The sequence below is a fragment of the Burkholderia sp. PvR073 genome (assembly GCF_054055695.1).
On record NZ_JBSRXO010000001.1, the window covers coordinates 227,664 to 240,660 of the forward strand.

General features: G+C 57.0%; 10 protein-coding genes. 6 read left to right on the forward strand and 4 right to left on the reverse strand.

Annotated features, from left to right (window positions below; all coding sequences use genetic code 11):
* Positions 1–248: 248 nt before the first annotated feature.
* Entirely contained in the window at positions 249–1,946 is a 1,698-nt protein-coding gene (locus tag ACVK00_RS00965) for a phage integrase family protein (RefSeq protein WP_354123113.1), read from the reverse strand.
* 319 nt (positions 1,947–2,265) lie between these two features.
* Between ACVK00_RS00965 and ACVK00_RS00970 the strand changes: the two genes are divergently transcribed.
* The 3 genes from ACVK00_RS00970 (at position 2,266) to ACVK00_RS00980 (ending at position 5,758) form a co-directional block, all read left to right on the forward strand.
* A complete protein-coding gene (locus ACVK00_RS00970) occupies positions 2,266–2,790 on the forward strand; it encodes a hypothetical protein (protein WP_456826936.1) in 525 nt (174 codons plus the stop codon).
* Positions 2,791–2,903: 113 nt separating this feature from the next.
* Positions 2,904–5,138 carry a hypothetical protein gene (locus ACVK00_RS00975; protein ID WP_456826937.1) on the forward strand — a complete coding sequence of 745 codons (2,235 nt, stop codon included), beginning with the start codon at positions 2,904–2,906 and terminating at the stop codon, positions 5,136–5,138.
* 2 nt (positions 5,139–5,140) lie between these two features.
* Entirely contained in the window at positions 5,141–5,758 is a 618-nt protein-coding gene (locus ACVK00_RS00980) for a DUF5675 family protein (protein WP_354123116.1), read from the forward strand.
* A gap of 467 nt (positions 5,759–6,225) precedes the next feature.
* Here ACVK00_RS00980 and ACVK00_RS00985 read toward each other — a convergent pair whose 3' ends face one another.
* From ACVK00_RS00985 to ACVK00_RS00995, 3 genes are read right to left on the reverse strand one after another with little or no spacing between them, the layout of a single operon-like run.
* Positions 6,226–6,906 (reverse strand): hypothetical protein, encoded by a 681-nt coding sequence (locus ACVK00_RS00985; protein WP_354123117.1) that lies wholly within the window; start codon positions 6,904–6,906, stop codon positions 6,226–6,228.
* The gene (locus ACVK00_RS00990) at positions 6,906–8,009 is read right to left on the reverse strand and encodes a hypothetical protein (RefSeq protein WP_354123118.1); all 1,104 of its coding nucleotides are present in this window, start codon (positions 8,007–8,009) and stop codon (positions 6,906–6,908) included. The genes ACVK00_RS00985 and ACVK00_RS00990 overlap by 1 nt, the downstream gene beginning before the upstream one ends.
* Entirely contained in the window at positions 8,006–8,998 is a 993-nt protein-coding gene (locus tag ACVK00_RS00995) for a Rossmann-fold NAD(P)-binding domain-containing protein (RefSeq protein WP_354123119.1), read from the reverse strand. The genes ACVK00_RS00990 and ACVK00_RS00995 overlap by 4 nt, the downstream gene beginning before the upstream one ends.
* A 554-nt stretch (positions 8,999–9,552) precedes the next feature.
* Between ACVK00_RS00995 and ACVK00_RS01000 the strand changes: the two genes are divergently transcribed.
* The 3 genes from ACVK00_RS01000 (at position 9,553) to ACVK00_RS01010 (ending at position 12,995) form a co-directional block, all read left to right on the forward strand.
* Complete coding sequence (locus ACVK00_RS01000; protein WP_354123120.1) at positions 9,553–10,389, forward strand: 8-oxoguanine DNA glycosylase OGG fold protein; 837 nt, start codon at positions 9,553–9,555, stop codon at positions 10,387–10,389.
* Between the two features lie 818 nt (positions 10,390–11,207).
* Entirely contained in the window at positions 11,208–11,942 is a 735-nt protein-coding gene (locus ACVK00_RS01005) for an HNH endonuclease (RefSeq protein ID WP_354123121.1), read from the forward strand.
* A gap of 486 nt (positions 11,943–12,428) precedes the next feature.
* Positions 12,429–12,995: a hypothetical protein gene (locus ACVK00_RS01010; protein ID WP_354123122.1), complete on the forward strand. Its 567-nt coding sequence runs from the start codon at positions 12,429–12,431 to the stop codon at positions 12,993–12,995.
* The last annotated feature ends 2 nt before the right edge of the window (positions 12,996–12,997 follow it).

Consider the following 12,997-nt stretch of genomic DNA (forward strand, 5'->3'; position numbering starts at 1 on the left):
TGTGAAGCGACGGCACTGGCATCGGGATAGAGACTCTCGAATGTCTCTCGCTACCTCTGCGTCCGCGACCATTCTCGAAACGTTTTCGACACATAGTTATATTCCCAGTAATACTCAAGGAGATCCCACCGCGTTTGCGCATCCTAGCTCTTACCGTCCGCTAACGGCGAGACAGCCGACATTAATCGAATGGGCAGCGAATGGCAGATTCGAGAGAGACGGCATGACGCTGGCTTTCCGAGGCCGAATTACCGCTTGACAGCCGCCGTACTGAACGCCTGATCGAACTGCCGGGCTCGCTGCGCCTCGTCACTATGCAGATAGGTTGACGTCGTCGAGATTGACGCGTGGCGCAGGTTATCGCGGACCATGAGCAACTCAGCCCCACGCGCCAGCGCGTGCGAGGCATGCGTGTGGCGCATCCAATGGGGGCTCGCGCGGCGCAGTTTTTCGGCCGTCGATGGCCGCTCGCCCTGAATCGCGTCGGCGACCAGCACGAAGAACCGCCGCAACACACGCCAAAGCCTCGTGCTTTCAATGCCAGCGCCGTCCTCATCGAGGCTCGCAACCAACGGTATCGCCGGGTTCCAGCGACTCGGCGTAACCGGCAGCCCGCGCTGGACGAGGTATTGGTCAAGCGCAGCCCGGGCGAGCGATGGCAACGCCACCTTGCCCAGCTTTCCGCCCTTGCCGAGCACATGCAGCCAGTGATCGCCGCGCTCATCGCGACGGACGTCGCCGAGCGTTGCGCCGACCAATTCGCTCGCGCGTAAGCCGGTGGCATAGCCGAAGTCCAGCAGGAACCGCAGGCGCTGCGCGGCAGGTACGCTCCAGCCGTAGGACCATTCGAGGCCGTCGGCGAGCGTGCGGGTCAGCAGCCACTCGCCCTCGGAGAAGCCGCGGGACACGTCCAATCCCGCACGCTGTGCTTGGCTCTTGACCTTGACGCCGGCGAACGGATTCGCGAGCACGTAGCGCTGCTCGACCAGCCAGCGAAAAAGCGCCGATAGGACGTTCAGCGCATATGCCGCTGAGCGAGCCGAAAGCGGACCGGTAAACGGCCGCCATTCAACACTACGCCGCGGCCTCGACGGCCCGACCCAACGCTCGTGTGGCGTCGGCTTCCGCAAGAAGCCCCGGTAGGCGATCGCATCGTCCGTGTTGAGCGACGACAGCGCGCGGCCGCGCTCAACGATGGCCCAAAGGATCAGGCGTTCCGCCTCCTTACGATAGGCACGCTGGGTGGCGACCGATTCATGCAACGCTAGCCAGGACTGGATCGCCTCGTAGTCGTTCGACGCGTTCAACAGGCAGGCCGCCTGCGGTGCCCGGAACTGGCCATGTGAGCCGTCGACGTCGTGTGGCACGCGCAGTTGCTCCCACGGCACGATATTGCCCGTCGGCGCCACGACAATCAGCGCCCGCGCCCGTTCGGTCAGCGCCGGATGGGCGGCGAAGAACGCCTCGACGCGGCGCGCGCCGGCAATGCCGAGTCCGGTGATGGCGGCCCACCAGCGCCGTCGCCGCGGAATCCGCACAGTCAGGTCGGCCAGGGTCCGGATGCCATGTGCCTGCAGCGCCGCGACGATGCGCGGCGGGAACCAGACTTCGAGCGTGTCGGTAATCGCCGGGGTCGGCACGGGGAGGTTGCGCAGCGTTTCAATCGCACGGGCCACCCCGTCGGCCGACGCTTTCGACGGGCGGTCGACGAAGACGGCAGCCAGGTCCTCGCGGTGACGTTGCACGGCGAACGCGACGAGTTGCCGGCGGATACGGCCGAGGATGCCGCGCGACGACACACCGGCTTGCCGGCGGTCGCCCAGGTAGCGGGCAACGGCAGCCCGTGCGTCCAGGCCGGCGTACCAGCCGCGCAATGCGGCGAGCTCCGCTTCGTTCGGGAACTCAGGGCCCGTGCCGTCGACGGGAAGAGCCTCACGCGTTTTCATGATTGCCAGTTTAGGCGAAAATCGATGACAGACTGATAATGTTATTTATCTGGCCGTCTTACTCCAAAATTCCGACAGACTCTTTCAATCGCTTAATCACATGTCCGATAGGACCGTGAGCGGCCAGCCCCCTTCCCGCCACAATATAGTGTCCTGCATGTCGTAAGCCGCCCAGGGAGAAGTAGAGCGGTGCGTTGACTAGCTCCCCAAGTGGGTTATGGACGAGTTGATGGGGTAGATTTTCGATCAAAAAAGGTCTATTACAAATTAGGCCTCGCCTTTCCAATCATTCACGATTTGGTGCTAGTTATGACGTGTCTTGGAGAGGGACGCTTATCGGCTCACGGCCAACCGCCGCATTTTCCTGGAATCGGGGACGCTCATGCGCAACATAAAAACAACCGCATTGGGAACGGCTTTCTTTGTCACCGCATCTTTGCCGCTCATCTGCCTTGGTGAGCAAACGGCTGAAGACAAGCTCAGGACCGATGTCATAACCGCCGTGGCGCAAGCCCTTGGCGCCGATCCAGGCAACCCACCCGACTATGCAACGGAATTGCGGGCCGCTCGCCGCACCGCAGACGTCGCCACGTTCTGCGGTCCAAATCCTCAGGCGCAATTCCTCACGCCCCAAGTCGCGGATAAGGTAACTGCTCGCGCGATTACTTTGCTTAAGCAAAAAAATTCGTCATTGTGGGAGCGGCCGCAGTTCGTCCGCGACCTTATAGTTGTCAGCGCTGCCTCATTTGAGGCTGGTCGCATGGCCGGAACAACCAAAGAATATCGCGCAGGACTTGCTGCCAGCGCGCCTGCTGGGGCGAACTGCAACGTTGCAGCCCGGTAATCGTCCCGACGATCCTTCCTCGTTTCATCTGGGAGGCTGAGGAAACAACCATAACGGTGCACTACGGGCGACGCGTGCATTCGTAACATGTTTCGAAGATAAGGGGCATCGGCATGCGTGGACTCTTGCTCGGCTTACTCGCGACCATACTGGCATTGCAAAGTTGGTCTGCATGGGCTCAAGATTCTGGGGCGACGGAAGCAGCGCCGCAGACTTCGATATGGTTCGAGCGCCGCATCGGGCACGTCGTTGTTGCTACGCGCCAGAAGGATGGCAAAGCAGAGGCTGACCTCGCCTATGGCTACTACTTCGCTGCGATCGGGCCGCGCCCCACTAAGGCCAGCAAGGACTATGGCGACTGTCTTAGGCAAGCAGTCAAGGATGCCGGCGATAAGTTCGTCCGATCGCTGAGCGACCAGGCGAATTTGTTCGTGCCGAAAGTTGAGTCAATCGCTTCGGACAAACAGGTGACGCGGACGCAGAACGCACTGGTCACTGCGCGCGGAGAGTACAAGGCCGCGATTGTCACCCATTGCAGGTCGGTTGGCGCCGCCGACCCACTGAGAACCTATATCGACGGGACGCGTCTGGCGGTAGTCAAGCGGGAATGCACCGGAGATTTCTGCCCAGGACTGGAGGTTCCTGATCGCCCAAATGCCAGCGGGGAGATCTCCGAGGGAGAGCAACGCGAGCGAGTATTCGAGGCGATCTATTTCTGGTCCTTGAAGAACCACTTCGACTCCGCCGTCAACCAGGCGGTGCTTTTGGACTTCAACGCTTCAGGAGGACTGGAGCCGAAGATTGTGGAATTTAGGCCGGCAGAGAAATGGCCGGCGCGATTGCCGTCGGAGGAGATTCAGAAGAAATTCGAAGCGGGCGTTGCGCGCATCGTGTCCAACCCCGACCTGCCGCCCTTGTCATCTGTCGTGCCGGCACAGATCAATTTGCCGAGGTCCACCGTTTTGCGCACCGCGCTTGCGTTTCGAGACCCACGAGATGCGTACACCCTTGGTGTTGACGCCCCCGAACTCAAGCTCAAAAATTTGCAAGATGAGGTCGCTCGCATCCGCTTAACTGAATGCAAGGTCTATCACGGACTTCGCGATGTCGCTGCCGTCGCTGATTGCGCTGGATATCAACTTGACGCTACCACTATGGTCAACTGCCTCAATAGCGGACCATGCATGCCCAACCCCGTCGCAACCGCAGAAGTCGGCGCCCTACTGCAATCATCGCGACGTAGAATAAGTGAGCTGCATACCGACGCTCTCCTCCCGCGTCCCTACTCGGAGATAAAAGGTTCGTTCGTCGCGATGGTCGACACGTACAAGGCTTGCGCAGTCACAGGCGACGCCGATGCCGCCGCCGCGTGTCTCGCCCACAAAAGCATTCCGCCCGAGATTTCCCAACAGGCAAACTGCCTAATGAGCGAGAATGGTGCCAATCGGGTTGACTGCCTACTCCCGGATGGACCTAGTAGCCGAGCGATTAAGCAACTTCAGAAATGCTTTGATAGCAAAAGGAAAGGATGCGCGCTCGACGCTGCTCTGCCGCCGGAATGGGCTTGCGTTTCCGGTGCGAAGTCCGTTGCGGACCTGAAATGCTTGGTCGGAAAGTTTGGAGGTGATGGTGCTCGCGTAGCCCAGTGCCTCGCGGAAAAGTCCGACACACAGGCCCGCATAATTTGCATTGGCGGCAACAACATCCCAGATTCTGTCAAGAAAGTTGTTGCTTGTTACACGTCTTCCACCACCGAAGCCGGACTTGCTGTCTGCGCGATCGGGACGACCCTACCACCCGAGCAGGCCTCAATCGTCAGATGTGCCGTTGAGTCAGGCGGCGATCCAATGGCCACCGGCGTGTGTGTCGCCTCTTCCTCGTTGAAGCTTAGCCCAGGTCAACAGATCCTTCTGCAGTGTGCCGCCTCATCGGGGGGCGTGCCGGTAACCGCAGCGGCCTGCATCGCAGGCCGATTCACGCTCATTGAGCTTCAAGGGTGCAAAACTGCCGAGTTCGGCAAGACAGGCTGCTTTGGCGATGGTAACGAGTTTCAAAAATTGGCCAAGGCCATCACGAACGAGAATATTTCGAAGGACTCTGTCGTTGGTCAGATTGTCATATTCCATGTTCAAGTCGCAAATGGCGTCGTCAGTGGAGCGGGCCACGCCTTTAGCGAACTCGGGAAGGGCGTCCAAAGCACGAAAGATGGAATCGATCTCTCGATGGAAAACCTCCGAAAGGATCCAGTTCAGGAGTTGGCCAATACGCCCAGGAACATCGGAAGCGAACTTGCCAAAGGTGCACAGAATCTCCTCAACGCCGCCAACCCAGCTAACTGGAGTTGGTAGCGATGAAACGACGCAAGTTTGTCTCATGGGCAACCGGTTTGGCGTTGCTGCCCATGCTTTGGCGACCTGCGCGAGCACAAGGTGGGTCTGTCCGACTTCTGATGGTGCGTGAGCAAGGCTACCAAAATAAGTGCCTGCCCTGCGTCGCGGGCAAACTCTACGGTGTGCCGGGAAGCATCGATCTCGCGAGTGCCGAGCATGCATTGGGACTTCTCACTCTAATCGCGGACACGGTTGAGCTAAGCTACGAGCCGGACAGCGCCCATCCCTCCTCCATCCCAGAGGGAACATACAATGCTGCCGTGCGCGGGGACGGCACCAAGAAATGGATGTGGACCGGAGGTCAGGTAGGCATCGGGCTGATTCGACAAAACCGCGCCTGGCGCATCGAATTAAATAATGTGCCACACCGAACCGCCATACAATTCCACTACGGCCTCGATGCAAGCTGGTCCCGCGGCTGTATCATCCTCGGCCACCAGGCTCCCGCTTGCCCAAAGAAAGGGCCTTGCAGTTTTTCTGACTCTCCAGAAGGTGCCGTTCTAGCACTGCGAAAATACGTAGAAACGAACTCGATCGCGTCCAACACGCCGATCGTCGTACGTTTCGCGGCCGCCTAATCCCGCAACGTGCCATCATCGGGCCGAGTAAAAGTGTCGCGCTGGCGCCACCGTCTATTCCATCGTCCGGTGACGGCACTTGCTGCAGTCGTTCACGTAGGCCCCCCAGGGCTGAGGCAAAGTGATGTCGGGGTGTGAATTTGTGCCGCGGCACATGGCCTACAGATGTGGTTTGGCATATCTGCTGGGCGCCAACTCGGCCTGACTGTAATCAACCCTTCTTGGATGCCACCTTCTTTGCCACCCTGCGTGGCGCCGCTACGCCGAGCACACTCTGCGCCAAGGACACCCAGGCCGGCTGGTCAACGCCACCGCGATCGTCGGTCCAAATCAGCACGCCAAGCGTGCTTGCTGTTTCAGGCTCGTCGTAGGAACGAAATCCGTGAGCAACATACCAAGCTTTCTTAGCTGCCCATTCGGCGGCGTAGCGCGGGTTCCCCACCTACAGACAAACCAGCAAGAGAAGCTCACACGAGCTTCGGAAGGTCATCTTCTATTAGGCTGACAAGTTTCGGAGAGAGCTGTCCGCTGACTTTAACCACCCCGCTCGATGAAAAAGCCAATTGCCCTCTCACGCCCTGGTGGATCAATTCGAACACTGCTGACTCGACATTGTAACGAAGCCCATCGAGCAATTTCATGCTCTCCACAACCATTCCTTGCTTTGATGCAAATTCCATCCGAGCAACCAGATCCTCTTGAATGACCGCCCCAACCACTTTGAGCCCTACAAGCTTTGACGATTCGACATTATCAAATACGCTTGTAGGCCGCCCCTTCTCAAACGTAAGTGGCTCACTACTAAAACCAAGTCCGATCATTGACTCGAGCGCATTTAGCAAATCGCGCAAATTCCTACCAGGATTCTCCACGCGCAAGAACGTCATCCCCTTGACGTCAATTACCGCAAAATCCTTAAAGCTGACGCTTTCTATTTCCTCGTATCTCGGAGCTCCTTCGTCATCCAACCTTGTTATCAAAATCTTGGTGCGCCACAAGAATCGAAATTTCGAAACATCACCACCATCCTCAACTCGCACGAATCCAGAGTTCGCCTCACGCGTCAGTGGCCTGCCTACGATCATCGAAGGTAAATCGAATTCTTTTAGAGGCAATCTAATCTTATACCAGCGATATCTTGTGAGCATCAGATACCTCCCGCATTTGCCGCGCCGAACTCCTCCCGGAGTTTAAGCATAAGCTCGCGCGATTTCACCTCAATAACTCTCGAGATAGCATCAATCTCACTCTTATAAGGCGGTCGGCGACGCGAAGAGATCTTCCCCTCCTCCAACGGATACACGCCGGTCAAAATAAAGGAAAAATCGGAACAATCTTTGTAATCAACAAACAAGGCCTCAATATCGTAAACATTACCTACCCCCATAGTTTCTGTAGCCGTCCAACCGACCTTTATAATATAGTAGCTTTCCTCGTCGAGCAGATCATTAAGCAACTCAGACCTCGTTACTCCGTTTCCACGCAGGAATACGCGTTCAACGTGCGTGTCGGGATCGCTAGATACATCTTCGTCGTCGATGTCATCATCTGGCTGGGGCTTGGCCTTATATACGTAAACATCCGTGACATCACGTCTAACGTATCCCGGCAGGTCTGTCATCAGCTCGTGAAAAAACTTGGAGCGCAACTTGGGCGAGGGAACGTCGAATAGAGAAACAACCACCTTTGTTAGTGGCTCTTGTGTCGCTTTCTCCAGCTTACCGAGTAGAGTGTCGCGCACATCATTAAGATATTCGTTCTGAGTATTTCGGACGATGTACCCGGCACCTGATCCTTCAAATTCGATGGCACCATCCCGAACCTGTACCTGGGTGAACTCGCTTCGGTTGTAGTCTACCGTTGAGTATTGGACGTGCATCGTCAGCCGGTTGCCTTCGCGAGAAACCTGAACAACGTCACCCGCGGCTTCCAACTCCTGCTTCAGCTGGTCTACAGCAATTTGCAATTGTCCAATGTCGCCCGCACCAGAAACGTCCATGGAGGTAATACGCTCCTTCCGGGGTGCCACACCGAGTCGCGCCGCGATGTCTTTGTGGTCATAGTAGTCATGGGTCAGCCTTGCAAAATACTTGGCGAGATCCTCGCGCGGCGTTCGCTTTCCCACAATAATGTTCCGACGCCGAAATAATTTAATAACTGTCGGCGTATCCACTTTATGCTGCAGCAACGCATCGAAGATATTCTTATCGGTTGCATAATAGAGAGACGGCCCGTGTATACGCTTTTTCATTCTCTCCACCCCATATCACCCGGGTTATAAGTACTGGTCACACTCGTTACACGATCAATCTCGATCTTATCGAGAATGGCCTCTCGAGCAGGATCAAACCCCCACGCCTTGGCGTATTTCTTCTTTGCCGTATGGAAAATACTCTTAAGATCAGAAGTCGCCTTCTCCCCGGTTACCCTGATGCGAATTTTTTCACTTGACTCCAACATTTGGTACCGAGACAAGCTGTCTAAAAAATATTCAAATTCCTCCGGGGAATCACCGGATCGATTGTAGTAGATCACATATCCCGAGCCGTGACTATTAGTAGCACCATGTTTAATTATAATATATGGTCCAGCCAGGGTTTCAATGGTGGCTGCCTGCCCCCAAACGTCGCCTTGCCGGCGCTTCATAACCAAGTCGGGATAAAAAAACGTATATTCCTTGGGCAGGTCATCTTCGACTTTCAGACGGATTATGTCGTTTCCTATGCTGTAAAGTCTTTGTATGTCGTGCGGACCAAGAAAGTGAAGTATTGACCCAGGCGCCACCGGCAATTTCTGCAAATCAATTCTATCAATAGCATTGTAGAACGATTTTTCATAACCATTGTCATGATTATGAATAAATAGCATACCTCGAACGTCGTGAGGCTCCGACGCATCGACCGAGTATTTCCCCCTCCACTCCGCCGATTCTTTCGCACATTCGATTGTCATACACAACGATTTGAACGCACCTCGCAGCCTCGTAGCCGTAATGGAATCGCTAGCATAGCTCTTCAAATCCGTATGCAGGTAAATGCGCTTCCCGAGATATGGATCGTCATAGTAAAATACGACATCTCCAGGATGAGTGCCCTTCGGCTTGCCTCCCTCACCTACGTGAGTCTCATTAGCGCACTGAAAATTATCATCGCGCTTCGGATGGGTCTCCCACAGAAAGTGCTTAAAGATATCTTTGGATATTTTTGCGGCGATCTCGCCGATATTCGATGTTTCTGCCACGCGTCCCCCGAACAATGGTTTTTCTGATGCAAGCCTTAGTATTTCTCATGCGAGCAAGACTTCGACATCTGCCAAATCATAGCAGGAGAGTCCTAGCGGAACGACCGGTATGGTCCGCACTGACGTCGAAAATGCTTGTCTGGTTTTGCACGCCAATGCTTCGCTTGAAGTTATCTGTAAGGGTGTCGTTGCCACTGCCCCAAGGCAGCCGACCTTCAGCCCCGGTCCGTGAAAGGCGCAACTTGTCCCATTGACAAGCCAGCGCGCCCCACATAGGATCGCCGTTACGAGGCGAAGCAAGCAATGACCGCCGCCGAAGTTCTGGCGCGCGAATTATTCCAGGCAACATCGGCACTCCCCCCGGAGTGCATGCGAGATGTGGGGACTCTTACGGGTCGGCCTAGCGCAAAGCTAGGCGCCATGGATGTATCGGACCTCGGACAAAGCGTTTGGTGCAATTGATCGATTGCACGCGTTTTGGCCGGCTCCGTCACATCCACATCTACTCGGGATGATGGAAACCGGTTTGTTGATTTGCAACTGGAGAATCCATCATGCAAGCGCCGACCACCAACTCCCCTTCGTTCAAGCCGCTTCCGCTCGCAATCGACATTCTCAACGGTAAGCACCAGATGCTTGAGTGGTCTTGCATCGACGCAGCGACGTGGGCATCGTATGTTCGCGACCCATCGCTTGCCGCGACGATTACCGCCGCCGGTCACCGTGAGTTGTACCAGCGCCTTGAGCGTGCGGAATTGCGAGATTTTTGCCTTCGCCAAAACGTACGCCTCGAGCTGAGAGCTGCTGCAGTGCTGGGTTGGGGACGTGCTGGCGGTAAAGGCTACGCGCACGCCCCTTCTCTTTGGGCCGCCCGTCATGTCTGGCTTCCGCTCCTCGAACGCCTGCCGCACCTCTCTCGCAAGGAGGCCTTTCGCGAATTCAGTGAGCTCAGGCGTCAAGGCAAGCTGCCAGGCATGGGCCCGGCGTATTTCACCAAATTGATCTTCTTCTTTGGTGGTGGTACCGGCTACATTCTCGACAAGTGGCTAGCTGCTTCGGCGCAGGTACTCAACGCCACGCACTGGACACTCGACCCGAATGGGTTGCCAGTTTTCACTTGGCGCTCGAGCAACTTTCCGAAGCTCAACCACCAGCGGACGATGGTTGTGGATCAGGTCACTGCTGAAGAATACGAACGTTTCTGCGAGATCCTCGAGGACCTTGCCCATCTGCTTCGACTGGCTGACGGAGAGGCGGTCGAGCAGCTGCTTTTTTCCTCAAGTACATGGCGCGCATTTGTGCGGCAACACTGCCTGTCCGTCAAGACCAGCACAAGAAGCAAATTAAGCCAGCGCGGCACAAGCGGTTGCACCTCGTTTCCGATGATTTAATTTCTCGTCCAAGCAACATATCGACCCGACGGCAAGCAACTACGCCGTCCCTGGCACGCGTTACGTGCTGATCAATATACGGATGGAGAATGCAAACAATAGCTTGTCTTGGCTGGGGCTCTCTCGTTTGGGATACGCGGGAGCTCCCCATTCGAAATGAATGGTTCGACGACGGCCCCCTAGTGCCAGTCGAATTCCTTCGTCAATCGAAAGACGGAAGGATAACGCTGGTTATTGACGAAGGTGGGCCACCCGTACGCGTGCTGTGGGCGCTGATGGAAGCAACAAATATTCAAGACGCACGCCGCGCGCTTGGTGAGCGAGAGCAGATTCCTGAGAAAAACTTGCTGAAGCATGTCGGAGCTTGGCTACACCGAGACAGCGCGCCGCCTACCGTGATTCCTGCGCTAGCCCAATGGGCACAGTCTTGCGGAATCGACGGAGTGGTATGGACGGCACTCCCGCCGAAGCTAGACACCCGAGATGAGTACCGCGCGAAGTCTGAAGAAGTGATCGCGTACCTTGGGTCTCTCGAAGGCCGGCAGCGCGAGGTTGCCGAGCAATATGTCCGCAAGGCCCCGCGCCAAATTGATACTCCATACCGTCGGCGCATCGAATCCGTCCTTCACTGGACCCCGAGCGATGAGTAGCACCGTACGGTAGCGCTTGCTCGGAAAGCATCATCCTCCTCTTTGTTTGGGAGCGCCGCCGCGGTGAAGCGCAGGGCTAGGTGAATGGTTGGCGATGGCACTGTGACGTTGCAAGAGACAGGCGACTCGCGCCGGTCGATTCGCATACAACGCGTCTGGGAATTATCGATGGCAAGCAAGAAATATCGCGACAAGACCTGCATTTATTGTGGGCGGGAGCGGACGTCGAGCACGGGTGATCACGTCGTCGCGCGAGAGTTTTGCCCCCAGGCCGCGCGCGACAACCTGCCCAAGGTGCCAGCCTGCGTTGCTTGCAACAACGCCAAATCGAAGCTCGAGCACTATGTACTGGCGGTGTTACCGATGGGGAGCCTGCTCGCTGGGTCAGCCACGGTCATCGTCGAGCAAGTCGGTCCGCGACTGGACAAGAATGAAGCGTTACGGCGCCAGCTCGCGGTTGGCCAACAGGTGCGCTGGGTCCGAACCCCTGATGGGCGCTGGCACGAAAGCATAATGCTGCCGTTCGACACGACCAAGCTGAGCGAGCTCGCGTGTTATATCGCGCTCGGACTCGCCTGGCATCACTGGCAGACCCAGCTTGTGCCGAATGCGCCGGTAAGGGCATCACTATTTTCCTCCGGTGGTCTACATCTGTTTGAACAAGCCATCGCAAGCCAGGATTCCCGCGCACGAGTCGCAGGTAGCTTTGGGGATGGCGTGTTCGTCTACCGCGGCGTGCGTGACCACGCCAATCCGGCCACGACTTGGTGGCAGATGACATTCTTCGGCGGTGTGGAACACCGCGCTCGGCAATGGCGCGGCCAGACGGCGCAAAGCGTGTTCGTCGCTACAAGCGATGAACCGGAGTGGGTCGCGCAATATGCGGAGCACCGAGCGAACTGAAGCTCCGCAATTTGAACACGGTCATGCGTAGGCCGCAGTCCTATACTCGCCAAGCCCACTCATCCGCGAATCTCATGCAATTCAACGCAGCTCGAGAAGCCCACGCTGGAACCGTCGACGCGCTGGTTTCCTTCATGACCGACTGCCGATTCGAGGCCTCCAGCTTAACCCCCGCAACGCTTTCCCTGCGGTTGATGCCGGCTGTCAGCAACTGCGCGCGGATTGGCCCGAACGCGTCGGGTGGGATGCGAATGTAGGCAAGGCGATCTCTGAATTGTATAAGTCTAGACATGACTTAACAGACAGAGTCAGATCAGGTCGCAGGTAGCCTGATTTCGGTGCCCAAAGCCGCGATCGCCCCATCTGCGACGTCCACGGCGTTGAACACGCCGCCTCGAAGCGGCCGGTCGGATCCCAACGAAGTCCCCCGAAGGAAACCTAAGCCGGACCGTTGACAACCCTTTACTTAGGGCGCATATTTGCGCCATGAATACACCTCCCTATGACCCCGGCACCTTCGCCCAACTCTTTGGAGAGCCGCGCGGCCAGCGTCTATGGACGAAGCTGAACACCCGTGAGTACGTCTCCTGTCTCGAGACGGCTACTGCGTTGCGTCAGCCTGCGGTCAAGGGGATTGAAGAGCCCCTGTTGCGGGACTTTGGGGCCGACGTCATCGAGGACCGCTTCAAACAGATGATTGGCCACATGGTGCGGCAGGTGATGGAGCGCCACGGCTACGAAGTCGATCAGCAGAAGGTAAAGATTGACAGCATTCCCTTCTACGCCGGTACCCGCTACAAGCGGCGGGACGAGTGGGTCTACCACGTCTGGCGCAAATCGAAGGACGCGCGCAGCTGTGCGCTGACGGTAGACAAGCAAGGCGCGCAGCTGCCGACCCAAAGGGGCGAGCGCTGGCTTTACTGGCGTTCTTTCAGCGGTCTACTACGCGCAAGCGTGATGTTCGGGATGCACTCCGAAGAGCAGGCACGCAAAGACATCCTGCGGCAGGGCTATCACCTTGCGACCATGTCGCGTGTCACGCGCGCGACTTGAGG